Raw genomic sequence first — 25836 nt, forward strand, 5'->3', positions numbered from 1 at the left:
CTACCGGCACTTTCCCGCCCTGCGACCGGGCGTGCCGCGCCTCAGGCGCCGACCATGCCCCGGATCGCACTTTCAAATAGCGCGCGGCCGTCGGTGCCGCCCTGGGCGCGCTCGATCATGCGCTCGGGATGCGGCATCATGCCCAGCACGTTGCCCGCCGCGTTGAGCACGCCGGCGATCTGGCGGGCCGAGCCGTTGACTTCCTCGGCATAGCGGAAAGCCACGCGGCCCTCGCCTTCCAGCCGGTCGAGCGTCGCGTCGTCGGCGAAGTAGTTGCCGTCGTGATGCGCCACCGGGATGACGATGCGCTGGTCTTTCGTATAGCCGCCGGTGAACAGCGTCTGCGTGTTCTCGACCTTCAGCGCCACCTCACGGCAAACGAAGCGGATTCCTGCATTGCGCATCAGCGCGCCGGGCAGGAGGCCCGCCTCGGTCAGCACCTGGAAGCCGTTGCAGACGCCGAGCACTGGCACGCCGCGCCCGGCCGCCGCAATTACCGCCTGCATGATCGGGCTGCGCGCCGCCATGGCGCCCGAGCGCAGGTAGTCGCCGTAGGAGAAACCGCCGGGCAGCGCGATGAAATCCAGCCGTTCGGGCAACTCGGCATCGCCGTGCCAGACGCGGAAGACGTCCTCGCCCGAAACCTCTTCGAGCGCCACCGCCATGTCGCGGTCGCAGTTCGAGCCCGGGAACGTGATGACGGCGCTACGGAAGCTCATGCAGCGATCCTTTCGACGCGGTAGTTTTCGATCACCATGTTGGCGAGGAGCTTCTGGCACATCTCGTCGAGCGCGGCGTCGGTGACGCTCTCGTCGACTTCGAGCTCGATCAGCCGGCCCGCGCGCACGTCATGGACGCCCGAAAAGCCCAGCCCTTCCAGCGAATGCTGGATCGCTCGGCCCTGCGGGTCGAGCACGCCGTTCTTGAGGCTGACATAGACGCGGACTTTCATCGCAGGGCCTTTCACGGGGTCGGAAGCGGAAGATTCGTCCGCGAGCCTATGGCCCCGGAGCGTCGCCGGGGCAAGCCGCGCGCGCCGCTATAGCCCCCGGATTGTCATTGAAAGCGCCCGTCCCGCGTGCCATCGCAGAACCTTACTGACATCGAGAGCGGAGCCTGCGCCATGACCATCTCCTTCCAGGATCGCGTCGCCATCGTCACCGGCGCGGGCGGCGGGCTTGGCAAGGCCTATGCGCTCGAACTGGCACGACGCGGCGCGAAGGTCGTGGTCAACGATCTCGGCAGCGCGCGCGACGGCACCGGCCATTCGGACGCCGCGCTCCAGGTGGTCGAAGAGATCAAGGCGGCGGGCGGCGAGGCCATGTCGAACGGCGGCAGCGTCGCCGAATACGAGCAGATGGTCGAGATGGTTGCCAAGGCCAGGGAGGCCTGGGGCGGTGTGCATATCCTGATCAACAACGCCGGCATCATGCGCGACAAGACCTTCGCCAAGATGGAACCGGCCGATTTCGAGCTGGTGCTGCGCGTCCACTTGCTCGGCGCGGCCTTCGCTACCAAGGCCTGCTGGGAGACGATGCGCGAGCAGAACTACGGCCGCGTACTGATGGTCACCTCGTCGACCGGGCTCGGCGGCAACTTCGGCCAGTCGAACTACGGCGCGGCCAAGCTCGGCCTCGTCGGCCTCGCCAAGACGCTCTACCTCGAAGGCGCCAAGTACAACATCAAGGTCAACAGCCTCGCCCCGACCGCGGGCACTCGCATGACCGAGGATATCCTGCCCGAAGAGGCCTACAAGGCGTTCAGTCCCGAAAGCGTCGTCCCCGCCGCGCTCTACCTCGTGTCCGACGATGCCCCGACCAACACGATCGTCGGCGCCGGCGCGGGCGTCTACCAGAGCGCTTTCGTCACGTTGAGCCCCGGCGTGCTGCTGCCGCCCGATCAGCAGACTGTGGAAGGCTTCGCTGCCGCCTGGCCCCGTATCAGCGACCGCACCGGCGACGCTCCGATGAACACCGGCACCGAGCAGGCCATGAGTGCCATGGGCCTGCTGATGGCCGCGATGAAGGCGAAGTAAGGCGGCGCGAGGCGCCTACTCGGCTGGCTCCAGCACCTCCGACTTTGCAGTTGTCCCAGCCGCGGCCGGCTCGGGATGGAGATCGATCGTCACCTTCTCGATCTGGCCGGTGAACTTGAACGGCAACGGATAAGTGAAGTCGATCGGCGAACCCACGTCCATGCCGATATCGAGCCCTTCACCGAGCGAGAACTGGATCGGCACGGTCCGTTCCATCCGCCCCTCGGCGACCACCTTGCCGTCGGCCGAAAGCGCGATCCGGGCGCCCTTGCCCATGCCGCCGCCGTCATAGACGAGATCGACGACAAGCTCATGCTTGCCCGGCCCGAGCGCTTCGCTGGAGGCAAAGGTCGGCCGGTCGATCGAGAGGAAGTTGTAGACGAAGACCGGCTTGCCCTCGCGCAGATAGAGGCCGTAGCCGCCTTCGAGCCCGCCGTGGGTGACGATCATGCCCTCGGCCTTGTCGTCGGGCACTTCGATATCGGCGGTGATTGTCCAGCTCTTGTTGAGCATCGGCAGGCAGGCCGCGTCTGGCAGCCCGATCATGCCTTCGTGGTAGGTCGCGCTGGTGCGGTGGGCGACGAGACTCGGCCGACCCATCGCTTCGGCGTTGAAGCGGATCGTGCCGCGCCAATCGATGGGCAGGACGCTATATTTCGAGGCCTCCGCCCACCATAGATCCTGCAGTTCCCGAAGCTTGTCGGGATATTCGGCGGCAAGGTCGTGCGCCTGCGAAAAGTCCCCGTCGAGCTTGTAGAGCTCCCACGGCGCCTTGTCGGGATCCCAATTCTCGTCGCGATTGGGATCCCAGGGTACGAAGGAGGGCGATGATGCCATCCAGCCATCGTGGTAAAGGCCGCGATTGCAGGCCAACTCGAAATACTGGGTGCGCCGTTTCGAGGGCGCCTCTGCTTCGTCGAGCGTAGAGGCGAAACTGACCCCCTCGATCGGCTTTTGAGGCACCCCGCCCAGCACGCTCGGCGCGGTGACGCCGCAGACCTCATACAGGGTCGGCACGATGTCGATCGTATGGATGAACTGGCTCCGCAGCCCGCCCGCGTCCTTGATCCGGTCGGGCCAGGAGATGATCATCGGGTTGCGCGTGCCGCCGAAATGACTGGCTACCTGCTTGGTCCACTGGAACGGCGTGTTCATCGCGTGGGCCCAGGCCGAGGGAAAGTGGTTGAAGTGCTTGGGCCCGCCGAGTTCGTCGATCGCCTTGATATTGTCCTGCCACTTCTCGGCGAAACCATTGAAGAACATGTTTTCGCAGAGTGAACCTTCGATACCGCCTTCGGCGCTCGAGCCGTTGTCGCCGGCGATGTAGATGATGATCGTGTTGTCGGCGTCGGGCAGTTGCTTCACGGCATCGACGATCCGGCCCATCGCGACATCGGCCTGGGCACCATAGCCGGCGAATACCTCCATCATCCGGGCATAGAGTCGCTGCTGGTCGGGGTTGAGACTGTCCCAGGCCGGAAGACCCTTCGAGCGGGTGGTCAAATCGGTTTCGGCGGGGACCACGCCCAGTTTCTTCTGACGCTCGATCGTCCGCTCGCGATAGGCGTCCCAGCCTTGGTCGAACTGGCCCTTGAACCTGTCGGCCCATTCGCTGGACGCGTGGTGTGGCGCGTGGGTGGCGCCGGGTGCGACATACAGGAAATAGGGCTTGTCCGGCGCGATACTCCTGACCTTGCGCAACCAGGTGATCGCCTTGTCGGCCAGGTCTTCGGTCAGATGGTAGTCGGGATCCTCGGATGCGGGGACGAGATCCCGATTCTCGAACAGAACTGGGTTCCAATGGTTCATGTCGCCGCCATTGAAGCCGTAGAAATAGTCGAAACCCAGACCATTGGCCCAGCGATCGAACGGCCCGGCTGCGCTGGTCTCCCAGGTCGGCGTATTGTGGTTCTTGCCGATCCAGGCGGTCATGTAGCCGTTCTGGCGAAGGACCTCGCCCACCGTCCCGCAATTGCGCGGCAGTACGCAGGTATATCCGTCATATCCGGTCGCGCATTCGGTGATGCCGGCGAACGAGGTCGAATGGTGATTGCGCCCGGTGATCAGCGCGGCGCGCGTCGGGCTGCACAGCGCGGTCGTGTGGAAATAGTTGTAGCGCAGGCCCTCGCTGGCCAGCCGGTCCATCGTCGGCGAAGGCACGCCGCCGCCGAAAGTGGAGAACTGGCCGAAGCCGACATCGTCGAGCAGGATCAGGAGGATATTGGGCGCGCCCTTGGGCGGCTGCACCGGCTGCGGGAAGGTCGCGGGATCCGAATCCCGATAGGTGCGGCCCACCTCGCCGGTGAAATGGAAATCGGGACGCGGCAGGATATCGGGGGTGCCACCGCCAGGTTCGCTCGACATGGATTCGCCTCCGTTGGGAAGCGCCGAGTCTAGTTCCGCGACAAAGGGCCAGAACTGGGGCAAACCCGGAGATAGCCAAGGGGCCTTTGACTATGAAAGTATTTGCCCCGGTTCGCCGGGCCCGAGATGCTCGGCGGCCGCTCCGCGGCCAAACGAAAACGGGCGGAGCTTCCGCCCCGCCCGCTCCCCCCGGTTGTCCGTGAAACTAAGCGAAGTCGTAGCGCACCATCCGGCGCTGCCGGCGCATTGCGCCCCCGACAAGGCCGAACCCAACGATCATCATCGCCCAGGTCACCGGCTCGGGCACTGAGGTCACCTTGAAGTTGAACCCCGTCACGTCGTTGTCTGCAACCATGCCCGGTCCGATCACGAAGCCGAAACCCTGACCTTGCGCCAGGCTCAGCGTCTTGGTGAAGCTGGCGTTGTTCGGCACCGTATTCGGCGCGATTACAGGCGTCACCACGTTCCCCGGCGCTATCGCGAAAATGCCGACGCCGTTGGCGAGGCTGTCCAGCGCGGTGAAGCTCGCGGTGATGTTGTAGGTGCCCGTCGTCGGGGCGATGAAGTTCACGAGTACGCCCTTCTCGTCGGGCAGCGCGATCAGCATGTCGTTCGGCACCGTCACCGTGCCCGCAGGGAACGGCGCCAGGGTCGATTTGTAGAACGCGGCACCGCCGATGTTGCTGGAAAGCTGCAGACAGGTCAGGTTGAGCACGCAGTTCGAATTGTCATTGAACAGCGCCGCGCCGTTGGGCGGAGCCAGGCCGGTGAGGCCGAAATAGAGAAAATTGCCAGCGTTCTGCGTTCCGTTGAACGATGAGAAGGCATCATAGACCGTCGCGTGAGCCGGCACGGCAATAAACATACCCAAACATGCAAGAATCGATCTGACCCGTTTCACGGCCGTTCCCCCCCGTTGAAATAGTGGTCAAATTTGCACACAGAAACGGCGACGACCCTAATCACAAATAGCCAACAAATGTATCAGAATGCCAGATAATGTCCCATTCTGGCATCGCCGGTCCGATCGGACCTCACTGGTCGTCCACCAGTTTGAGTAGCCGCCGCTCCAGCGGGAACAGCACGCCGGCCAGCTCGTGCCCGCGCTTGAGCACTTGCCCGGCCTCGCCGAACAAGGTCCACATGCCCTGCTTGCCACGCAGCGCCGGGCGCTTCTCGATGCGCGCCTGCGGGCGTTCGGCGGCGCGGCGGAAGGCGCTGAAACTCGCCGCCTCGCGGGTGAAGTCCATCGCATAGTCACGCCACTCGCCGGCGGCGACGCCGCGGCCGTAGAGGTCGAGGATGCGCTGGAGTTCGAGCCGGTCGAAACCGACCTGGAGTTTCGGAAAGGCGAGTATGGTGGCGCTGGATCCGCTGATCGCCGCTCCGCCTGATGCCATACCCCGTCAATCCCCTCTGTTAGCTTCTGGTCCGCTTGCGCGACACCGGCTCGGTCGGCGCGCCCTCGGCGCTGCGCTCCGAGATCAGCTCGTCGAGCTGTGCCTGGAGCAGCGCCAGCTTGGTCTCGAGCTCCTCGATCCGCTGCCCGCTGGGCTCGCAGGGCTCCTTGCAGGGCGTGCCGTAGGGCATGAAGTCCTTGGCCCAGGTCTCGACCTTGACCAGCGTCGAGCGCGCCTTGACGCCGACCATGGTCGCGCCTTCGGGCACATCGTCGGTGACCACGGCATTGGCACCGATGCGCGCGCGCTGGCCAATGGTGATAGGCCCAAGGATCTGCGCGCCGGCGCCGACGATGACGTTGTCCTCAAGCGTCGGGTGACGCTTGCCGCCCTTGCCGTTGGTCGGGTTGGTCCCACCCAGCGTAACGCAGGGATAGATCGTAACGTGGTCGCCGATCACCGCAGTCTCGCCGATCGTGATGAAACCGTGCTCTAGGAACAGGTGCTTGCCGATCTTGGCGCCGGGATGGATCTCGAAACCGGTCAGGAAGCGCGAGAAATGCTGGATCGCGCGGGCGAAGAAGAACAGCCGGGCGTTGAACAGGCGGTGCGCGACGCGATGCCAGCCGACGGCCCAGAGGCCCGGGTAGAGCAGCACTTCCCAGCGCGAACGCGGCGCCGGATCGCGCGCGACGATGGAGTCCAGATAGGCGTTAAGTCTTGCAAACATGGCCCTGTTTTGTCCCATCATTCGCCCGTCAAAGCAAGCCGGCCGGCGCTAACCGCCTTTCATCCCCGAGATTTCGTCCAGCGCATCGCGCCAGATCGCCATCGTCGGCGCCTGCTTGCGTTCCAGGCTCAGCCGATCGATCGCGCCGACCAGCCGTTCGACGGCGATGTGGCTACGCTCGGTGCGCGGTACAAGATAGGCGGCCGCGCTTTCGTCGAGCACCAGCCCACGCTGCTCGGCATGGAGCGCGATCAGGTCTGCCAGCATGGCGTCGTCAGGCGCGCCGATCTCTAGCCGCAGCGCCGCGCCGAGCCGCGAGCCGAGGTCCGGCAAGGTCACGCGCCAGTCGGATTGATTGCTGACCAGGAGCAGCGGCCTGCCGCTCTCCTGCGCGCGGTTCCAGCGGTGAAACAGCTCGGTCTCGTCGGCCGTCTCGGCATCGTCAACCACGTCGCCAGCGCCCTGCTCGGCGAACCAGCGCGCGAGCAGCGATTTGCCGGCGCGCGGCGGCCCCAGCAGGATCGCGGTGCGGTAGGGCCAGTCGCCGGTGCGCGCGAAAGCATCGAGCACAGCCGCGTTGGCATTGCCCACGACGATCCGCGATGGGCCCGCGCCCGATCCGGCCGCGAGCGGAAGTGCGATCTGCGACATGATGTCGTTCGCCTTAGCGCCTTATGCTCAGGACGTTGCTGCCGACGGACACCTGCCAGCCGCGCGAGCGCAGCGCCGCGGCCAGCTCTTCGAGGCTGCCGCTGGCCGTGACGCGCATCACGGAGGTGCCGCCGATCGCGATCGAACTGGTCGCCGCGGCCTGGACGCCCGCCGTGCCGCGCACCGAGCTGACCGCCGCGTCGACCGCAGCGGCGTCGGGCGAAGCGAACTGGACTGTGAAAGTCGAGACCTTGGCCACCGCGCTCGGGCTGGCGCTGGGCGAAGCGCCCGGCGTCAGAGGCGTATCCAGAGGGCCAGCCTCAGGCGCTTCTTTGGCCGCCTGCGCCTGGAGCGCCTGCAAGGCCGCATAGAACGCGCTCTGGTCGGCGTTGAGCGTTGGATCCGGCCGTAGCAGACCCTGATAGAGCGCGCCGGCGTAGATCTGGTCCATCCTGATCAGGGCCTGGTTGAGCATGGCCGGTACGCCGCGATCGTCTTTGGCCGTCAGGGTGAAGCTGTCGAGATAGGTGTTGTCCGGCCCATAGCGGGCGGTGAAAGTGCCCTTGACTGGGCCGCCGGGCCATTCCCGCTCAAGCCGGGCGATCGGGATGAGCACGTCCGAAGCGCCGAACTGGTCGAGCAGCGTGCGCCACCACAGGCGGCTGCGGCGGCTGGCCTGCCCGGCATTGAGAACCAGCGATTCGCCGCCGGCGCCCACGGGCCGCACGTAGTCGATCGGGCTCGCTGCGGTCTGGAAATTGGCCCAGGCGCGCTGCCAGGGGCCGCGCACCTCGAAGACCTGGCTGGCGCCGCCCGAATCGAGGATCGGCAGCAGCAGCATCGGCGCCGAGCGTGAGACCGGCATGCCTTCCTGCGCGCTGCTGATCATGCCGCCGGCCTTGGCCCGGTCGAACAGCACGCCGAGCCGGGCGATGTAGCGGTGTGGGCCGATCTGCTCGCGCTCGATGACGACCGCAGACACCATGGCGTCGATCTGCTCGTCGCTCATCTTGGGGCCGCCGATCTGCTCCCAGGCCTTGCGCTGGGCTTCCTTCCAGCCCGTCTCGCGCGCTTCCTGCGGATCCTTGCCGGTCACGTTGATCTCGATCCCGCGCACTTCGATGTCGGTCGAGCTCGCCAGCGGGGCGATGCCACGCTCACCCTCGATCTGCGCGATCAGCCGGTCGGGACCGACGATCGCAAGCGCCAGAGTGAGCGCCGCGGACAGCCCGATGACGAGCTGACCGACGGGACCGGGGCGGTAGGACCGCAGGCGCTGGGCCGAAAGTGTGGGGAGGGTCAATGGATGCATCGGTGAAACCGGGGGCCTTTTGCCCAAATGGCCATGGAAATCCAAGCAAGATGTTTGTAGGCGCGACCAATGGTGAACAGCACGCACAACCAGGAACCCTATACCTACGCCAAATCGGGCGTTTCGATCGACGCGGGCAATGCGCTCGTGAAGGCCATCGCCCCGCTCGCCAAATCGACCGCGCGCCCGGGTGCCGATGCCGAGCTGGGCGGCTTCGGCGGCTTCTTCGATCCGCGCGCGGCGGGCTACAAGGACCCGCTGCTGGTCGCGGCGAACGACGGCGTCGGCACCAAGGTGAAGCTCGCGATCGATCATGACCGGCACGACGGCATCGGCATCGATCTTGTCGCCATGTGCGTCAACGACCTGATCGTCCAGGGCGCCGAGCCACTGTTCTTCCTCGACTACTTCGCCTCGGGCAAGCTCGACAGCGCGGTCGCGACCCGCGTCGTCGCCTCGATCGCCGAGGGCTGCCGCCAGGCCGGCTGCGCGCTGATCGGCGGCGAGACCGCCGAGATGCCGGGCATGTATGCCGCGGGCGACTATGACCTCGCTGGCTTCTGCGTCGGCGCTGTCGAGCGCGGCGAGCAGCTTACCGGCGACAAGGTCGCCGCCGAGGACCAGCTGATCGGCCTCGCCTCGTCAGGCGTCCATTCGAACGGTTACTCGCTGGTCCGCCGCCTCGCCGCCGACAAGGGCTGGAAGCTCGACCGCCCTGCCCTGTTCGATTCGGACAAGCTGCTGATCGACCACCTGATCGAGCCGACGCGGATCTACGTGAAGAGCCTGCTGCCGCTGATCCGCGGCGGGAAGATCAAGGCGCTCGCCCACATCACGGGCGGCGGCCTGCTCGAGAACATCCCGCGCGTGCTGCCCGAGGGGCTCCACGCCGAGGTCTTCGCCGACCTCTGGGAACAGCCGCGGCTGATGGCCTTCCTCCAGGCGCAGGGCAACATCGAAGCCGGCGAGATGGCGCGCACGTTCAACTGCGGCATCGGCATGGTGCTGGTCGTGGCTCCCGAAGACGTCGAAAGCGTGATGAAGAACCTCGCCGCCGCCGGCGAGACAGCCCACAGCATCGGCAAGATTTCCGCCGGCCAGCGCGGCTGCACGGTCATCGGCACCGCCGAAGCCTGGAGCGGCCGCGAGCCATGGAGCGCCACGCACAATGCCTGAGCGGGCCCCTGCCCGTTCAAAAGTCGCCGCGCTCATCTCGGGCAGCGGCACCAACATGGCCGCGTTGCTCTATGCCAGCCGCGCCGAGGACTGCCCCTACGAGATCGTCCTCGTTGCCAGCAACAATCCAGCAGCGGGCGGGATAAGGCTCGCGGAGGCCGAAGGCGTCGCGACTTTCGTCCTGCCGCACAAGGGCATGGACCGGGCCGACCACGACGCCGCGATGCACGAGGCGATTCGCGCGAGCGGCGCCGAATATGTCGCGCTCGCCGGCTACATGCGCATCCTGACGAGCGAGTTCGTCGCCAAGTGGGAGGGCAGGATGCTCAACATCCATCCCTCGCTGCTGCCCAAGTACAAGGGCCTGCACACGCACGAGCAGGCGATCGCCAATGGCGACAGCCACGGCGGCGTCAGCATCCACCTCGTCACCGCCGAGCTCGATGATGGCCCGGTACTCGGCCAGACGCCCGTGGCGATCGTGCCGGGCGACACCGCCGAAACGCTCGCCGCGCGCGTACTTATCGCCGAGCACCAGCTCTATTCACGGATGCTGGCCAAGCTGGTGACTCAGGCGAGCGATCCCGAGCATCTCGTCACGCGCGTTCGCACACGGGCGATCGAACTGCCCGAAGTCGACGAGGTCACCTCCCACGGCATGCCCTGCTTCGGCATCGTGAACGGCAAGAAGTTCGCCTATATCAGCCGCGACCACCACGGCGACGGCAAGACCGCGCTGCTGGTCAAGATCAGCGGGCTCGACGAGCAGGCGATGCTGATCGAGCAGGACGCGGATCGCTACTATCGTCCCGCCTATTTCGGCGACGGCTGGATCGGCATCCGCCTCGATCTCGGCGATACCGATTGGGATGCGGTGTCCGACTGGCTGGCGCGTAGCTGGCGCTCGGTCGCACCGAAGCGGCTGACATCCCTGATGGACGCGGCCGACGCGTTCTAGCAACGAGGAGGCTCGATGGCCGCGACCATTAACATCCTCGGCATTGCGGGCAGCCTGCGGAAGGATTCGCTCAACCGCTCGCTGCTACGTGCGGCTGTCGAACTCGCGCCCGAAGGCATGGCGATCACTACCTTCGATCTGCTCGAAGTCCCGCTCTACAATGGCGATGTCGAGGCGGACGGCGATCCCGAAGGCGTCGCGCGGTTCAAGCAGGCGATCCGCGAGGCCGACGGCGTGCTGATGGTCACGCCCGAATACAACCACGGCGTGCCCGGCGTAATGAAGAACGCCGTCGACTGGGCCTCGCGCCCGCCACGCACGGCCGCGCTCACGGGCAAGCCGGTGGCACTGATGGGCGCTTCGCCCGGGATCACCGGCACCGCGCGCGGGCAGAGCCAGTTGCGCCAGGCCTTCGAGTTCACCAACAGTTACTGCATGCCCCAGCCCGAAGTGCTGGTGTTCAGCGCACTCGACAAGTTCGATGCGAGCGGCAATCTCACCGACGAGAGGACGCGCGGAAATGTCACGAAGTTCCTCGTGGCCTTCGAGGCCTGGGTGCGGCGGTTCGTCTAGCCGACCTGGCGCGGCACGCCGGGAACGCCCAGCCCGCATTCGAGCGCATCGCGGTCCCACTGCGCCGCATCGGCCGCCGCCGCATAGGTCGCCTGCAGGAAATCGAGCAGCAATCGGTCGGGATCGGCAGCGCTCCGTACCGCTTCGTAGGGCAGCACGAATTCGCCCAGCGCTTGGTCGAATGAAGCGCCCGCCGGGACCGGCGCGGTACGAAAACCGGACGGCTCGGGATAGGCGTAGGAATAAAACGCCGCCTCAGGATAGGAATCGCTGCCGGGCCAGAACCCGGCGCTGCTGACCTCATGCGAATAGGCCTCGCGCGTCACCCGGTCGGGCAGGCCCGGCACGCCGCCCGGATGGAGCGGGGCCGGCCGGCCCGAGAAGCGTGTCACAGCGAGGTCGAAGCTGCCCCAGAACAGGTGGACCGGGCTGACCTTGCCGAGGAAGCTCGTACGGAACAGACTGAACACGCGGCTCGCCTGGACCAGCGCCAGCCAGAACCGGTGCGCCGCTTCGCCGTCGTAGCTGGCATGGGTCTCGTCGATGTCGAAGGCGATCGGGTCGGGAACTTCGTTGGGCAAGCGCACGATGCGCACCGCGACGCCCAGCTTGGCCAGCGCCTCCATGACCTCGGCATAGAAAGTCGCCACGGTCATCGGCCGCAATGCGACGGCCTCCATCCCGCCGGCGCTGCCCCGCACGAACAGCCAGTGGTCGACGAAATCGAACTCGATGTCGATCGCCTGATCGCCCGCGGGGATCGTCGATGTGCCGAGCCCGCGCGCGGTGACGTAGAGCGGCACCTGCCAACCGTGGTTGCACCAGGGCGTCAGCGCCAAGCGGATCTTGCCGACGATCTGGGTCCAAAGCTGCAGCGTCAGCGCCGTATCGCGCCAGCCGGCATAGTCGAGAACGGGCCATTGCGGCATCGCGCGATCTCCTCGAGTCGTCAGCGCGTCCGGCGTTCGTAGTCCAGTACCATGGCGCGCAGCGCCGAAGCATCGTGACGGGCGTTGTGCGGGACTTCGGCCGGTTCGCCGGGGCCCATGATATTGGGATCGACCAGCTCGAAGCGCAAGCTGCGGATCGGCAGCATCCGTCCCGGTCCGACCACAAGTAGTCGCGCTGCGTGGGCGATGTCCTCGGGCCAGTCGGCGACCAGCAGCGGTGCGGGATCGTCCGTCAGGTATTCAGCGAAGCGATGCGCCATTTCGACGCGGTCGATCGGCTTGGTGCCAAGCACCGGCAGCACATGCTCGGTGACCCATTCGGTCGGCTCCGGGCACGTCAGCGCTTCATAGAACGGAGCCTGGCGCTCGTCCTCGGGCACGAGGGCCAGCGAGATCAGCTCGCCGCCGAATCCGTTGTATTCGGCGTCGAGGAAATAGCGCACTCGCCCTGCCCGACTCAAATCTCCGCGTAGTCGACGACTGGCCGGTCTTCGCGCGTGCCGCGATAGCGCTGGGTGGGATCGTTGGGATCGCCGGCGATGATCACGTGGTCATCGTGCACTTCGAGCAGCGTGCCGACGAAGGGAAAGCCCTCGAGACTGCCGGTCACGCGATAGCTGACCGTGTCGCCCGCCTTGAACGTCTCGGGCTTGAAGTTGAATTCGAACGGGCAGTTCTCGCCCGTTTCGCCCATGCCTTGCATCGCGTGTTCTCCTTTGCAGCCAAGATAGGCTGCGAGCCAGGCTGGATCAAATGCAAAAGGCCGCCGGATCGCTCCGGCGGCCTCTCGAAACGCGTCAGATCCGGACGATCAGCCGACGATTTCTTCGGGCTTGAAGAAATAGGCGATCTCGATCGCGGCGTTCTCTTCGCTGTCCGAACCGTGGACCGAGTTGGCTTCGATCGACTCGGCGAAAGTCGCGCGGATCGTGCCTTCGGCGGCATCCTTGGGGTTGGTCGCGCCCATGATGTCACGGTTGCGCTTCACCGCGTCCTCGCCTTCGAGCACCTGCACGACGACCGGACCCGAGACCATGAAGCTGACGAGCTCGCCGAAGAAGGGACGCTCCTTGTGGACGGCATAGAAGCCCTCCGCCTGCGCCTGGCTCATCTGGATGCGCTTCGAGGCGACGACGCGCAGGCCGGCTTCCTCGAGCTTCGCCGTGACGGCACCGGTCAGGTTGCGGCGCGTGGCGTCGGGCTTGATGATCGAAAAGGTGCGGGTCACCGCCATGATAGGGTTCCTTGCGAAAGTATGCTTGTTCTTGGAAAGTGGCCGCGCCCCTAGCCGGGAAAATGCTGCGCCGCAAGATCGCGCTCAGATTCTGCAGCGCCTCGCGCCAGACAGCTTCGACCCAGGCGAAATCACGGCGCGCGGCATCGAAAGCGGCGTCCTCGTTCGCAAAGGCATCCGAACGATAGATTTTCCGCCAGTAGACCTTCTGCAGGCCCTCGAATTCGAGCGGTTCGATCCGGCTCAAGATATTGAAGCGGACCAGCCCCGCGTCATCGCGGAGGAAGCTGATGACCCGGTCGCGGTCGGGATGCATGAAATCCGCGGTGGGCTCGGTCACGGCCCCTCGACCCACTTGCTGCCCTGCTGTTTCCAGAACTTGCGCTCCACGCCGCCGCGCTTGCCGAGCATGACCCAGCACTCGCGCGCATCCTGGAGCGTGTCGTCGCCGAAGATGTAGAAGGTGCGCTCGAAAGCGGGGGCGCTATCCCGCCACACGCCGTCCGCGATCGCGACGAAGCGCGCGCCGTTGGCCGGCACCATCTCGCCCGCGAGCAGGATCGGCTGGCGCGCCTCGTGCTCGCCCGAAAAGCCGTGCGCGAGGAACGAGTCGGCTATGCGGCCCCAGAGCCCGTTGCTGATGCGCCCGAGTTGGTCCTGGTCTTCCGAAACGACCAGCAGCCGCTCGCCCGCCTTCAACGTATTGCGCGCGATGAGCGGCAGCACGGCTTCGGCGGGATCACGGCTCAGCTGGTAGAAGTCTACTCTCACCCTTCCAGGCTATCCCGAACATAGCGGTCGAGCAGGCGCACGCCGAAGCCGGTCGCGCCCTTCTCCCAGGTCGCGCCCGGCTTGTCGGCCCAGACCGTGCCCGCGATGTCGAGATGCGCCCAGGGCGTGCCCTTGTCGATGAACCGCGCGAGGAACTGCGCCGCGGTGATCGACCCGCCGAAGCGCGCGCCGGTATTCTTCATGTCGGCGATCGGGCTGTCGATCATCTTGTCGTAGTTGGGGCCCATCGGCAGCCGCCAGAGCTGGTCGCCCGATGCCTTGCCCGCCGCCGTGAGCTTGCCGGCGAGATCGTCGTCGTTCGAGAACAGGCCGGCATATTCGCTCGCGAGCGTGGCGATGATCGCACCGGTCAGCGTGGCGAGGTCGACGACCGCCTTTGGCGCATATTCGCGCTGCACCCAGGTCAGCGCGTCGCAGAGCACGAGGCGCCCTTCGGCGTCGGTGTTGATCACTTCGATCGTCTGCCCCGACAGCGAAGTGACGACGTCGCCCGGCCGCTGCGCCTTGGCATCAGGCATGTTCTCGACGAGGCCGCAGACGCCAATGACATTGGCCTTGGCCTGGCGCAGCGCAAGGGCCAGCATCGTCCCGGCGACGGCGCCCGCGCCGCCCATGTCCCACTTCATGTCTTCCATGCCGGCCGCGGGCTTGATCGAGATGCCGCCGGTGTCGAAAGTCACGCCCTTGCCGACGAAGGCCACGGGCTTTTCGCCGATCGGGCCATTGTTCCATTCGATCGCCAGCAGCCGCGCCGGCCGGTCCGAGCCCTGCGCCACGCCGAGCAGCGCGCCCATGCCGAGCTCGCGCATCGCCGTGTCGTCGAGCACGCGCAGCGTCAGGCCGGTGCCGGCCATGCGTTCCTGGCAGCGGATGACGAAGCTCTCGGGATAGATCACGTTGGCCGGCTCGGTGACGAGCTGGCGGGTAAATTCGATGCCCTCGGCCACCGCCGCCTCGCGCTCCCAGGCGTCAGCAGCGCCGGTGGGCGCGCCGACAACCGCGATCGACTTCAAGGACGGCTTCTGCTCGTCGGTCAGCTTGGTGCGGTAGGCATCGTGCCGCCAGGCCCGCAGCCGGGCGCCGAGCAGCAGGCCGGCAATCTCGTCGTTCGACAGACCGCTTCCCGCCAGATCGAACGTAAGCCCCGGCTCGCCCGAGGTCAGAAAGCGCGCAACCACGCCCGCGCCCGCGCGTTCCACCGCGGACATGCGATCATCGGCGGTGGGGCTACCGATACCGGCGAGCACGACGCGGACCAGTCCGCCCGCGCGCTCGACGAAGCCCTCGAAAATTTGTCCGGCCTTGCCCGAAAAACGGGTCGCGCGCGCGCCCTCGGCCAGCACCGGCTCGAGCTCCGCCGGAATCGCATCCTGGTTGACGGGACGGACGACGAGGCGGGTAGAGGGCGTGGCGGACGCATCAAGGAACTGGATTTGCATGAAAACTCCTCGGTTGGGCCGAATAACGGCTCTCCCGTTGCAAGGGCGGATTGCAGTTAAGCACGGGCGGTGCGATAGGCAAGCCATGCTCCCTGCCCCGCGGCCCAAGCTGCAAGCCCCACTTATCCGCTTGCGCCCCTGGCATCTGCTGGCGGTCGTCGTCGCCTTCTCGTCTCTGGTCGACCCCATCCGTGCCGACGCCCAGGACGCTGCCGTCGCAACCGAAACGACACCCCAGCCCGCTGCACCCGAAGCTGCCAGCACCCCTGCTCCCGCCTCGGTAGAAGGCCCGATCGCCTTCGAGGCCGACGAAGTCGAATACGACGACAACAACCAGACGGTGACCGCCAAGGGCGCAGTCGTTCTCCGCCGCGAGGACCAGTCGGTCCGTGCCGACACGGTCACCTGGAACCGCGATACCGGCCAGATCGTCGCTACCGGCAACATCCGCATGGTCGATGCCGACGGCAACCAGATCTTCACGGATCGGGTAGAACTGACCGACGAACTCAAGACCGGCGCGATGGAGAACCTGCTGCTCGCGCTGCGCGAAGGCGGCCGGCTCGCGGCGACATCGGGTAAGCGCATCGCCAACGGCGACGTCGTCCTGACCCACGCATCCTACACTGCCTGCGAGGTCGAGGACGAAACCGGCTGTCCCAAGCAGCCGACCTGGCGGATCACCGCGGCGCAGGTCGTCTATCAGCAGGACAAGAAGAGCGTCCGTTTCAGGGGCGCCCGGCTCGAGCTGTTCGGCATCCGCCTGATGCCGCTGCCGGGCCTCGTCGTCGCTACCGACGGCCGCGCGATTTCGGGCCCGCTGATTCCCGACCTGCGCCTTTCGGCCTCGAACGGCGTCGAGATCAGCGAGTCCTGGTACCAGCGGCTGTCCGACAACCGCGACATCACCGCCACCGCCTATGTCTATACCAAGGCGCCGCCGATGCTCTCGGCGCAGTACCGCGCGCTGACCGACAAGGGCGCCTACCAGATTACCGGCTATGCCACGAAGAGCAGCCTGATCTCGGTGTCCGGCCAGCCTTCCAACGGCAGCTCGAACGAGTTCCGCGGCTATATCTACGCCAACGGCAAGCTCCAGCTCTCGCCCACCTGGAGCATCACCGCCTCGATCCGCCGCGCGACCGACCGCACTTTCCTGCGCCGCTACGACATCAGCCGCGACGACCGCCTGCGCTCGATGATCGACATCGAGCGGATAGACGACGATTCCTATTTCTCACTCGCCGGCTGGGCGACGCAGACGCTGCGCTCGGGCGAGGATCAGGGACAGGTGCCGCTCGCCCTGCCCGTGCTCGACTATCGCCGGCGCCTGGCCGACCCGCTACTGGGCGGCCGCATCCAGCTGCAGATCAACAGCCTCGGCATTTCGCGGACCGACGGTCAGGACACGCAACGCGCCTTCGCTTCGGCGCAGTGGGATCTCACCAAGATCACATCGATGGGCCAGCAAGTCACTTTCACCGCGCTGGTACGCGGCGATGTCTATCACTCGGATGACAACGACCTCACCCCGACGCTGATCTACCGTGGCTTGCCCGGTTGGCAATCGCGCGGCGTCGCCACCGCCGCGGTAGATATCAAATGGCCACTGGTCGGCCAGGTCTTCGGCGGCTCGCAGGTACTGACGCCACGATTCCAGATCGTCGCTACCCCCTCGGTCAAGAATCTCGCCGTGCCCAACGAAGACTCGCGCGCGGTCGACCTTGAGGATTCCAACCTCTTCGCACTGAACCGCTTCCCCGGCTACGACCGGGTCGAGGACGGCGTGCGCTTCACCTACGGGCTCGACTGGCAGTTCGAGGCGCCACGCTGGAAGATCAAGACGACGATCGGCCAGTCCTACCGCCTGACCAACGAGCCGCAGCTGCTGCCCGACGGCACCGGCCTGTCCAGCAGAACTTCGGACATCGTCGGCCGCGCCGAGGTATATTACCGCGGCTTTCTGAAGTTCACCGAGCGGTTCCGGCTGGACAAGGACAGCTTCGCCGTCCGCCGCAACGAGTTCGATGCGACGATCGGCGACAACAAAACCTATGCCGAGATCGGCTATGTCCGCCTGAACCGCGACATCCTCTCGATCGAAGATCTCCAGGACCGCGAGGAGTTGCGCTTCGCGGGCCGCATCGCCTTCAAGAAATATTGGTCGCTGTTCGGCTCGACCGTCATCAACCTGACCGACCGCCAGGAAGACCCGACCAACCTTTCGGACGGCTTCCAGCCGCTGCGCACCCGCCTCGGCGTCGCCTACCAGGACGATTGCCTCGAACTGTCCTTCACCTGGCGCCGCGACTACGTCGCCACCGGCGATGCGCGCAAGGGCAACACCTTCCAGCTCTACTTCGCCTTCCGGAATATCGGGGTGCGTTGAAGCTCGAGCCTGTTCACGAAAAAACATCCAACCTGGTTTGTTCTCTGCCTTCGCAAGGCTCGCTATCTAATTGACGCCTGAGTATTTTCCGGTCCAATTTCTCCCGTACCAATCGCGGGGGAAACGGATGCGCTTTGTCAGGGAAATCCTACTCGCCGCCGTTTGCGGCACGCTCACGGCCTGTGGTGGGGGAGGCGACGGCGGCGGCAGTGTGAATAGCACGCCTACGCCGGTTCCGACGCCGACGCCGACGATATCCAATCTTCAGAATGACCAAACTTTTGCTGCGTCGGGAGCAGTGACCAATGTCGCCCTGTCACTGCCCGACGGTATGGTACAGTCGACCGGTGCGAAAGGTGAGCCTATCTCGATCACCTACAATGCCGCCGGTAAGAGCTATACCGTCCAAGCTGCGGGCGGCAGCCAGGCCTTCCTGCAGACCGATGCGCGGTCGCAACGCTTCGCTGGCGAGACCGTCTATTCCAAAGGCGGCGACACGCTGACACTGGTCACCACGCCTTACTTCGGCGACGGCACCAGCAATCGCTACGTCGGCATGGGCTACTGGCAGCACAATACCGTCAGCGGATCGACTCAGCAAACCGACTTCAGAACGTTCACTTTTGGTTTCGACACGCCGGCGGCTACGCTACCGCGAACGGGCTCCGCGCATTGGCTGACGGATGTATTGGGCCTGCTGACGACGCCAGGAAAGGAACTTCGGGTCGTTCAGGGGAACGCCGACTTCGATGTCGATTTCGCCGCAAGCGCATTCCGCCTCCAGGGTTATCTCAATGAGAACCAAGTCGTCTCGACCGGCGGAACCTCTGGCGCCTTGGCGATCCAGTCGGGAGGACTGCTTTCCGCCGGAACGGGCTTCAATGGGCCATTGAGCTATCAGAGTAGCAACGGGATTCTACATGGCACATTGAACGGTCAGTTCTACGGGCCCAGTGCGGACGAGATAGGCGCCAGCTTCACCGCCCAAGACAACGGCGCGGCAATCAGCGGTGCCTTGACCGGACAACGCTCGACCCGTGCCAGCACAAGCGATGGCATCAAGAACCTCACGTTGACGGGGCCCGTAACCAATGAACTCCTCCGCGGTCCATCTGCCGAGATGTATGCAACCGATGACGACGCCCTGTCCGGATTTCAGCAGATAGCCGCAACGGTTTCCGCCGTCAGCGTCAATCTCACGGCCAACGGAGTCAGTTCGGTCGGTTTCAACTATCAATACAACATCAATCCGCAGGATATCGTGGCGGATGGGAGGACGAATTTCACCACCTACAAGTCCACCGTGGCTGGTTCTCCCGTCACCGTGTCACTTTATAAGGTTGGGGCTGCAAACCAGGAACTGGCGCTTACCTATACCAGTTTCGTGAGTTGGATCTGGCCGCGCGGGCCAGGCAACTCGACATTACCTGGAGACACTTTTGACGCGAACTTCGCGACCTACGGCATTAGAACGCCGCGCGATCTTCTGACCAACCGGACCGGCACAGCAACCTACGATGGCGTCCTCTATGGAAGGGGTGCTTCGCTAGCCGGAACGATCTACGACTTGACGGGCAAGTCCCGTTTCGACGTGGATTTCTCAGCCGCTCAATACACGGGCTCGCTGGACATCAACGGAACCACACAATCGGGCAATCAGACTGCCATCGGGCATTTCACATTCGGCGCAGCGATGGGTTTCGGCGAAATGGCCGAAGCGGACATCGCGGGACCATCTGTGAATTCTGCACGGCCCCACGTCATCCAGCCGCTGTTTTATGGGCCGAGCGGGCAGGAGATCGGCGCCCATTTCAGATTTGAACTGAATCAGACCGGCACTCCGGAAAGCCTGGCATTGGCCGGTGCTGCGGTAGCCAAGGCGCGATAAAGGGCCGACGGCGCGTTCTGCCCTCTCCATCAGGTCGAGGGGGAGAAGCGCACGCCGCCCATTGTCCCTCGCCGCCAAACAGCCTATCCGGCTCGCTCAGTATTGGTTAAGCCGGCCCCCGGCAGGGCTCCGGCTGCGGCGGGACGGCTTTCGCGCTCCGCGGGATGGGATCAACGACACGGTGGACACGACTATTCGCAGGACCATGAAGAACGGCGCGTTCAGGAAGATCGGTTTGGTTGCCCTCGGGCTTGCCGCCCTCGGCACCGGCATTGCCGCCACGGCGCAATCCATCGAAGCGGGCAATCCCGAGACCGGCCCCGCAGCCGAGTCCGAAGGCCCCGCACCTTCCGACTCCCAGGGCACGATCTCCATCCCCGACAACGTCGTGCTGTTCGGCAAGAACGATCCCAACGTCCGGCGCGCGACCGCGCTGGTCAACGGCGACATCATCACCGGCACCGACGTCGATCAGCGGCTGGCGCTGATCCTGGCGGCCAACGACAACAAGGTCAGCCCTGAGGAGAAGGACCGCCTGCGCCTGCAGGTGCTGCGCAACTTGATCGACGAGACGCTGCAGATCCAGGAAGCCAAGGCTTCGGACATCACGATCGACGATGCCGAGGTCGACTCGACCTATGCCCGCGTCGCGCAGCAGAACTTCAACCAGAACCAGGCGGCGATGGACGCCTATCTCGCGCGGATCGGCTCGTCGCCGGCCTCGCTCAAGCGGCAGATCCGCGGCGAGCTTTCCTGGCAGCGCCTGCTGCGCCGCAACGTCCAGCCCTTCATCAACGTCGCGGACGAAGAAGTGAAGGAAATGATGGAGCGCCTCAACGCCGCCAAGGGCACCGAGGAATACCGGCTCGGCGAGATCTACCTGGCGGCGACGCCTGAGGCCAAGCAGCAGGTCTTCGAGAACGGCAAGCGCATCGTCGACCAGCTCAAGCAGGGCGGCAGCTTCGTCGCCTATGCCCGGCAATATTCGCAGGCCTCGACTGCGGCGGTCGGCGGCGACCTCGGCTGGATCCGCCTGGCCCAGCTGCCCACCGAACTGGCCAATGCCGCGCAGGGTCTACAGCCCGGCCAGCTCGTCGGCCCGGTCGAGATTCCCGGCGGCTTCTCGATCGTCTACCTGATCGACAAACGCCAGGTGATGATGGCCGATCCGCGCGACGCCGTGCTGGCACTCAAGCAGGTGTCGATCAATTTCCCGGCCGGGACCACCCAGGCCGACGCGACCAAGAAGGCCGGCGAGTTCGCCTCGGCGATGAAGGCGGCGCACGGTTGCGGCGCCGTGGACGGCGTCGCCCACCAGCTCGGCGCGCAGGTCGTCGCCAACGACCAGATCCGCGCGCGCGACCTGCCGGGGCCGCTGCAGGACTCGGTGCTGCGCATGTCGATCGGCGAGACCTCGCCGCCGTTCGGCTCGATCGCCGACGGCGTGCGCGTGCTGATGCTCTGCGGCCGCGACGATCCCAAGGCCGACAGCGGCCCCAGCTTCGACCAGCTGATGGCGCAGATGGAAGACGACCGCGTCAACAAGCGCGCGCAGATGTACCTGCGCGACCTCCGCCGCGACGCGATCATCGAATACAACTGATGAGGCAAGCATGACGGCAGCGCTCGCCGTCTCGTTGGGCGACCCGGCAGGTGTCGGGCCAGAACTGTTGGCCGAAGCCTGGGCGCGCCGCGGCGAGGAAGGGCTGACACCGTTCTTCGCGGTCGGCGGAGCGAGCCTGCTCGCAGCGGCAGCCGCACAACGCGGGATCGCGGTGCCCGTCCAGCGCATCGCCGATCCGGGCGAGGCGACGGCGGTCTTCCCGCTCGCCCTGCCCGTGCTCGGCGATCTTGACGGCCCCTATCGCCCCGGAGAGCCCGACCGCGATGGCGCCATGCTTGCCCTCGCCTCGCTGACCGAAGCGGCTAGGTTGACGGTAGCGGGAGAAGCCAGCGGCATCGTCACCGGCCCGATCGCCAAGTCGCGCCTCGCCGAAGTCGGCTTCGTCCATCCGGGCCAGACCGAGTTCGTCGCGAAGGCCGCGGGGGTCGCTCCCGAAGACGCGGTGATGATGCTTGCGGGGCCGAGTCTGCGCACCGTGCCGCTCACCGTGCACATGGCGCTCGCGGACGTGCCCAAAGCGCTCACCGTAGAGCTGATCCAGCGCCGTTGCAGCATTGTTGCGGCAGCACTGCGACGCGATTTCGGGCTATCGACGCCCCGCCTCGCGCTGGCCGCGCTCAACCCCCATGCCGGCGAGGACGGCCGCTTCGGCGACGAGGAATCGCGGATCATCGCGCCTGCAATTGCCGCGCTCCGGGCCGCGGGAATAGCCGTCACCGGCCCCCATCCTGCCGATGCGATGTTCGCGCCCCATGCCCGCGGCGACTATGACGTCGCGCTCTGCATGTACCACGATCAGGCGCTCATCCCCTTGAAAGCGCTCGATTTCGACAATGGCGTCAACGTCACGCTCGGGCTGCCGGTGATCCGCACCTCGCCCGACCATGGCACCGCCTTCGCCATCGCCGGCCAGCGCAGGGCCAACCCCGGCGCGACCATCGCCGCGCTGCGTATGGCCGGCGAATGCGCCGCCCGCCGCGCCGCCGAATGAGCGAGCTTCCCCCCCTTACGAGAGGTGATCGCGCGCCATGGCCTCCAGGCCTCGAAAGCGCTCGGCCAGAACTTCCTGCTCGACGAGCAACTGCTCGACCGGATCGCGAAGATACCCGGCAGTCTCAAGGACAAGGCCGTGCTTGAAGTCGGGCCCGGCCCCGGTGGCCTGACCCGCGCGCTGCTCCGCGCCGGCGCCCGCGTCACCGCGATCGAGATGGACCGTCGCTGCCTCCCCGCGCTCGCCGAACTCGAGGCGGCTTTCCCCGGCAAGCTTCGGGTGATCGAGGGCGACGCGATGAAGATCGACCCGGCGACGCTGTTCGACGAGCCTTACGCGATCGTCGCCAATCTGCCCTACAACGTTGGCACCGCGCTGTTCGTCGGCTGGCTCTCGGGCCAGCAATGGCCACCGCAATGGTCTTCGCTGACGCTGATGTTCCAACAGGAAGTCGCTCAGCGGATCGTCGCCACGCCCGATTCCTCCGCCTATGGCCGACTTGCGGTGCTGGCGCAGTGGCGGAACGAGGCCAAGCTCGCGCTGAAAGTCCACCGGAGCGCTTTCACCCCGCCACCCAAGGTCATGTCGGCGATAATCCACGTCACGCCGGGGATAATGCCCGAAAACGTCTCGGCGCGGACGCTCGAACGCGTTACGGAAGCGGCCTTCGGCCAAAGGCGGAAGATGCTGCGGCAGAGCCTCAAGGGTCTGCCGGGAGCATCGGCGGCGCTGGACCGGCTCGGCATCGATCCCCAGCGCCGCGCCGAGACGCTCAGCGTCGCAGAATTCGTCAGCCTGGCTCGCGAATTGTAGAGTATGAGGGAACGCCGCCCACAGCTAGGCGTTTCCGATCGAATTAGGAGATACCGGATGAAGCTGCTGCGTTGGACCCTCGCCGGGGCCTCGGCCTACGTCATCTACAAGTACACGATCGGCAAGAAGGCCCAGGGCGAAGAAGTCTTCGTCTCGCCCGAGGAAGACGGCGCCGGCGGTCTCTCGCCCGAGCGCGAAAGCGCCGCGCCGCCGAAGCGGACGCGGGCGCGGAAGAGCAAGATCGTCGGGTAAGACTTGAGCCCCCGTGCAAAGCGGGGGTCTCATGCGTAACTGCTTTATGACCGCCTGAGGTCCCCGCCTGCGCGGAGACGCAGCCGGCTTAAGCCAACTGCGCCTTCTTCTTCTGCCGCCAGGCGTGGAGCAGCGGCTCGGTATAGCCGTTGGGCTGCTCGACACCCTTGAACACCAGATCGCAGGCCGCCTGGAAGGCCAGGCTCGTGTCCCAGTTGCCCGCCATCGGCTCGTAGGCCGCATCGCCGGCGTTCTGCGCATCGACCTTGGCCGCCATGCGCCGCAGCGAGTCCAGGACCTGATCCTTGCTGCAGACGCCGTGGAGCAGCCAGTTGGCCATGTGCTGCGACGAGATGCGCAAGGTCGCACGGTCTTCCATCAGGCCGATGTCGTTGATGTCGGGCACCTTCGAGCAGCCGACGCCCGCGTCGATCCAGCGCACGACGTAGCCGAGCAGGCCCTGCGCGTTGTTGTCGAGTTCCTCGCGGACTTCCTGCTCGGACCAGTTCGCACCGGCCGCGAGCGGGATCGTCAGCAGGTCGTCGAGGCCCGGAACCGGCTGGCCGGCGATCTGCTGCTGGACGTCGAACACGTCGACCTCGTGGTAGTGCATCGCGTGCAGTGTCGCCGCAGTCGGCGACGGCACCCAGGCGGTGTTCGCACCGGTCTTCGGATGGCCGATCTTCTCGACCATCATCGCGGCCATGCGATCGGGCGCCGCCCACATCCCCTTGCCGATCTGAGCCCGCCCCGAAAGACCGTGCTTCAAGCCAATGGCAACGTTGCGCTTTTCATAGCAGGCGATCCACTTCGAGCCCTTGATGTCGGCCTTGCGGATCATCGGCCCGGCGCGCATCGAAGTGTGGATCTCGTCGCCCGTGCGGTCGAGGAAGCCGGTGTTGATGAAGACGATGCGGTCCTTCACTGCGTGGATGCAGGCGGCGAGATTGGCGCTGGTGCGGCGCTCCTCGTCCATCACACCGACCTTGACCGTGTGGGGCTTCAGTTCAAGCAGATCCTCAACCGCATCGAACAGGTCGTTGGTAAAGGCTGCCTCTTCTGGCCCGTGCATCTTCGGCTTGACGATATGGATCGAACCAGCGCGGCTGTTGCCGTACTTGCCGAGCCCGGCGACGTCCTGCGCGCTGATCGCGCTGGTGATCACCGCGTCCATGATACCTTCGGGGATCTCGCTGCCATCGGCCAGCAGGATCGCCGGGTTGGTCATCAGATGGCCGACGTTGCGCACGAACAGCAGCGCGCGGCCCGGCAGCGTGAACTTGGCGCCGTCGAGGCCGGTCCACTCGCGGTCGGGCTCCAGCGCGCGGGTCAGGCTCTTGCCGCCCTTTTCGAAGGTGTCGGTCAGGTCGCCGCGGATCACGCCCAGCCAATTGCGATAGGCGACAAGCTTGTCCTCGGCATCGACCGCCGCGATCGATCCTCGAGGTCGACGATCGTGGTCAGCGCGGATTCGAGGACGATGTCGGCGATCCCGGCCTGGTCGGTCGCGCCCACCGGATGCGAGCGATCGAGCACCAGTTCGATGTGCAGACCGTTGTGCTGGAGCAGCAGGCCACCTTGCTTGCGACCGACGAGCTGGCTCGGATGTTCGAGCGGCGGATCACCCGCACCGTCCCAGCTCGACCAGGATCCCGAGGCCAACGGCACAGCGCGGTCGAGGAAGGCGCGGCCCGCGCGGATCACGGCATTGCCGCGCTCCGCGTCATAGCCGCCGGGCTTGGCAGGCGGGGCATCGAGCGCGTCAGTGCCGTAATATGCGTCGTAAAGGCTGCCCCAGCGGGCATTGGCGGCGTTGAGCAGGAAACGTGCGTTGAGCACGGGCACGACCAGCTGCGGCCCGCCCATCAGAGCGATCTCCTCGTCGACGTTCTGAGTCGTGACGGTGAAATCGTCGGGCTCGGGCACGAGATAGCCGATCTCGCCGAGGAAGGTGCGGTATTCGGCCGGATCGATCGGCTTGCCCGCCCGAGCCGTATGCCAGGCGTCGATCTCCGCCTGGAGCGCGTCGCGCTTGGCCAGCAGCGCGCGGTTCTTCGGCGCCATATCCGCGAGCAGCGCGGCGAAGCCGCGCCAGAAGGTGTCGGAATCCTTTTCGAGCGGCGCCAGCACCTCTCCGTCGATAAACCGCGCCAGCTGTGCGTCGACCTGAAGCCCCGCACGATCGATCCTGTCCGTCATTTATCTCACCATCCTTGGGCCGCCTCTGCAATGAGCGCAGAGACGGCGGAATCTGCCTAAATCCCT

Annotated in this window: 24 protein-coding genes and 1 pseudogene; 10 read left to right on the top strand and 15 right to left on the bottom strand. The window is 65.8% G+C overall.

The genetic code is table 11. The features are described from left to right. Positions 1-41: 41 nt before the first annotated feature. A complete protein-coding gene (gene purQ, locus KRR38_RS11385) occupies positions 42-719 on the bottom strand; it encodes a phosphoribosylformylglycinamidine synthase subunit PurQ (protein WP_217401528.1) in 678 nt (225 codons plus the stop codon). After that, positions 716-952 (bottom strand): phosphoribosylformylglycinamidine synthase subunit PurS, encoded by a 237-nt coding sequence (purS, locus tag KRR38_RS11390; protein WP_217401530.1) that lies wholly within the window; start codon positions 950-952, stop codon positions 716-718. The genes purQ and purS overlap by 4 nt, the downstream gene beginning before the upstream one ends. A gap of 171 nt (positions 953-1123) precedes the next feature. Between purS and KRR38_RS11395 the strand changes: the two genes are divergently transcribed. Beyond that, on the top strand, positions 1124-2035 hold the full coding sequence (locus KRR38_RS11395) for an SDR family NAD(P)-dependent oxidoreductase (protein WP_217401532.1): 912 nt from the start codon (positions 1124-1126) through the stop codon (positions 2033-2035). A 15-nt stretch (positions 2036-2050) separates the two neighbouring features. Here the strand turns inward: KRR38_RS11395 and KRR38_RS11400 are convergent, their stop codons facing one another. The 6 genes from KRR38_RS11400 to KRR38_RS11425 form a co-directional block, all read right to left on the bottom strand. Beyond that, a complete protein-coding gene (locus KRR38_RS11400; RefSeq protein WP_217401534.1) occupies positions 2051-4399 on the bottom strand; it encodes an arylsulfatase in 2349 nt (782 codons plus the stop codon). A gap of 205 nt (positions 4400-4604) precedes the next feature. Then, a complete protein-coding gene (locus tag KRR38_RS11405; protein ID WP_217401536.1) occupies positions 4605-5264 on the bottom strand; it encodes a PEPxxWA-CTERM sorting domain-containing protein in 660 nt (219 codons plus the stop codon). A 169-nt stretch (positions 5265-5433) separates the two neighbouring features. After that, a complete protein-coding gene (locus tag KRR38_RS11410) occupies positions 5434-5799 on the bottom strand; it encodes a DUF2794 domain-containing protein (RefSeq protein ID WP_217401539.1) in 366 nt (121 codons plus the stop codon). A gap of 19 nt (positions 5800-5818) precedes the next feature. Continuing rightward, positions 5819-6529, bottom strand: a complete 711-nt coding sequence (gene epsC / locus KRR38_RS11415; RefSeq protein WP_217401541.1) for a serine O-acetyltransferase EpsC — start codon at positions 6527-6529, stop codon at positions 5819-5821. Positions 6530-6577: 48 nt separating this feature from the next. Then, positions 6578-7180: an ATPase gene (locus tag KRR38_RS11420; protein ID WP_217401543.1), complete on the bottom strand. Its 603-nt coding sequence runs from the start codon at positions 7178-7180 to the stop codon at positions 6578-6580. 13 nt (positions 7181-7193) lie between these two features. After that, a complete protein-coding gene (locus KRR38_RS11425; protein ID WP_217401545.1) occupies positions 7194-8492 on the bottom strand; it encodes a heavy-metal-associated domain-containing protein in 1299 nt (432 codons plus the stop codon). A gap of 69 nt (positions 8493-8561) precedes the next feature. On the opposite strand from KRR38_RS11425, the gene purM reads away from it, so the two are divergent. From purM to KRR38_RS11440, 3 genes are read left to right on the top strand one after another with little or no spacing between them, the layout of a single operon-like run. Further along, on the top strand, positions 8562-9668 hold the full coding sequence (purM, locus tag KRR38_RS11430) for a phosphoribosylformylglycinamidine cyclo-ligase (RefSeq protein WP_217401547.1): 1107 nt from the start codon (positions 8562-8564) through the stop codon (positions 9666-9668). After that, a complete protein-coding gene (gene purN / locus KRR38_RS11435; RefSeq protein ID WP_217401548.1) occupies positions 9661-10626 on the top strand; it encodes a phosphoribosylglycinamide formyltransferase in 966 nt (321 codons plus the stop codon). Before purM ends, purN begins: the two co-directional genes overlap by 8 nt. Before the next feature lie 15 nt (positions 10627-10641). Next, positions 10642-11199: an NADPH-dependent FMN reductase gene (locus KRR38_RS11440; RefSeq protein ID WP_217401550.1), complete on the top strand. Its 558-nt coding sequence runs from the start codon at positions 10642-10644 to the stop codon at positions 11197-11199. On the opposite strand, the gene KRR38_RS11445 is transcribed toward KRR38_RS11440, so the two are convergent. The 6 genes from KRR38_RS11445 to KRR38_RS11470 form a co-directional block, all read right to left on the bottom strand. After that, the gene (locus KRR38_RS11445) at positions 11196-12128 is read right to left on the bottom strand and encodes a DUF5996 family protein (RefSeq protein ID WP_217401552.1); all 933 of its coding nucleotides are present in this window, start codon (positions 12126-12128) and stop codon (positions 11196-11198) included. The genes KRR38_RS11440 and KRR38_RS11445 overlap by 4 nt on opposite strands. 20 nt (positions 12129-12148) lie before the next feature. After that, positions 12149-12592 (bottom strand): hypothetical protein, encoded by a 444-nt coding sequence (locus KRR38_RS11450; RefSeq protein ID WP_217401554.1) that lies wholly within the window; start codon positions 12590-12592, stop codon positions 12149-12151. A gap of 14 nt (positions 12593-12606) precedes the next feature. After that, positions 12607-12852, bottom strand: a complete 246-nt coding sequence (locus KRR38_RS11455; protein WP_217401556.1) for a hypothetical protein — start codon at positions 12850-12852, stop codon at positions 12607-12609. Positions 12853-12960: 108 nt separating this feature from the next. Continuing rightward, positions 12961-13383, bottom strand: a complete 423-nt coding sequence (gene ndk / locus KRR38_RS11460) for a nucleoside-diphosphate kinase (RefSeq protein WP_217401558.1) — start codon at positions 13381-13383, stop codon at positions 12961-12963. 336 nt (positions 13384-13719) lie between these two features. After that, positions 13720-14154: a DNA polymerase III subunit chi gene (locus KRR38_RS11465; protein WP_217401560.1), complete on the bottom strand. Its 435-nt coding sequence runs from the start codon at positions 14152-14154 to the stop codon at positions 13720-13722. After that, entirely contained in the window at positions 14151-15614 is a 1464-nt protein-coding gene (locus tag KRR38_RS11470; RefSeq protein ID WP_217401562.1) for a leucyl aminopeptidase, read from the bottom strand. The genes KRR38_RS11465 and KRR38_RS11470 overlap by 4 nt, the downstream gene beginning before the upstream one ends. 85 nt (positions 15615-15699) lie before the next feature. Between KRR38_RS11470 and KRR38_RS11475 the strand changes: the two genes are divergently transcribed. The 6 genes from KRR38_RS11475 to KRR38_RS11500 all read left to right on the top strand — a co-directional run bounded on the left by KRR38_RS11475 (position 15700) and on the right by KRR38_RS11500 (position 23571). After that, positions 15700-18003: an LPS-assembly protein LptD gene (locus KRR38_RS11475; RefSeq protein ID WP_217401570.1), complete on the top strand. Its 2304-nt coding sequence runs from the start codon at positions 15700-15702 to the stop codon at positions 18001-18003. 127 nt (positions 18004-18130) lie between these two features. Continuing rightward, positions 18131-19891, top strand: a complete 1761-nt coding sequence (locus KRR38_RS11480) for a transferrin-binding protein-like solute binding protein (protein ID WP_217401572.1) — start codon at positions 18131-18133, stop codon at positions 19889-19891. 205 nt (positions 19892-20096) lie between these two features. Continuing rightward, positions 20097-21494 (top strand): peptidylprolyl isomerase, encoded by a 1398-nt coding sequence (locus tag KRR38_RS11485; RefSeq protein WP_217407227.1) that lies wholly within the window; start codon positions 20097-20099, stop codon positions 21492-21494. Positions 21495-21504: 10 nt separating this feature from the next. Then, positions 21505-22506 (top strand): 4-hydroxythreonine-4-phosphate dehydrogenase PdxA, encoded by a 1002-nt coding sequence (gene pdxA, locus KRR38_RS11490; protein ID WP_217401574.1) that lies wholly within the window; start codon positions 21505-21507, stop codon positions 22504-22506. A 24-nt stretch (positions 22507-22530) separates the two neighbouring features. Beyond that, positions 22531-23319, top strand: a complete 789-nt coding sequence (rsmA, locus tag KRR38_RS11495; RefSeq protein WP_217401576.1) for a 16S rRNA (adenine(1518)-N(6)/adenine(1519)-N(6))-dimethyltransferase RsmA — start codon at positions 22531-22533, stop codon at positions 23317-23319. A gap of 57 nt (positions 23320-23376) precedes the next feature. Further along, complete coding sequence (locus KRR38_RS11500) at positions 23377-23571, top strand: hypothetical protein (RefSeq protein ID WP_217401578.1); 195 nt, start codon at positions 23377-23379, stop codon at positions 23569-23571. A gap of 88 nt (positions 23572-23659) precedes the next feature. Here the strand turns inward: KRR38_RS11500 and KRR38_RS11505 are convergent. After that, a pseudogene (locus KRR38_RS11505) lies at positions 23660-25770 on the bottom strand (malate synthase G). Between the last annotated feature and the right edge of the window lie 66 nt (positions 25771-25836).

This window comes from Novosphingobium sp. G106 (genome assembly GCF_019075875.1).
Lineage (GTDB): Bacteria > Pseudomonadota > Alphaproteobacteria > Sphingomonadales > Sphingomonadaceae > Novosphingobium.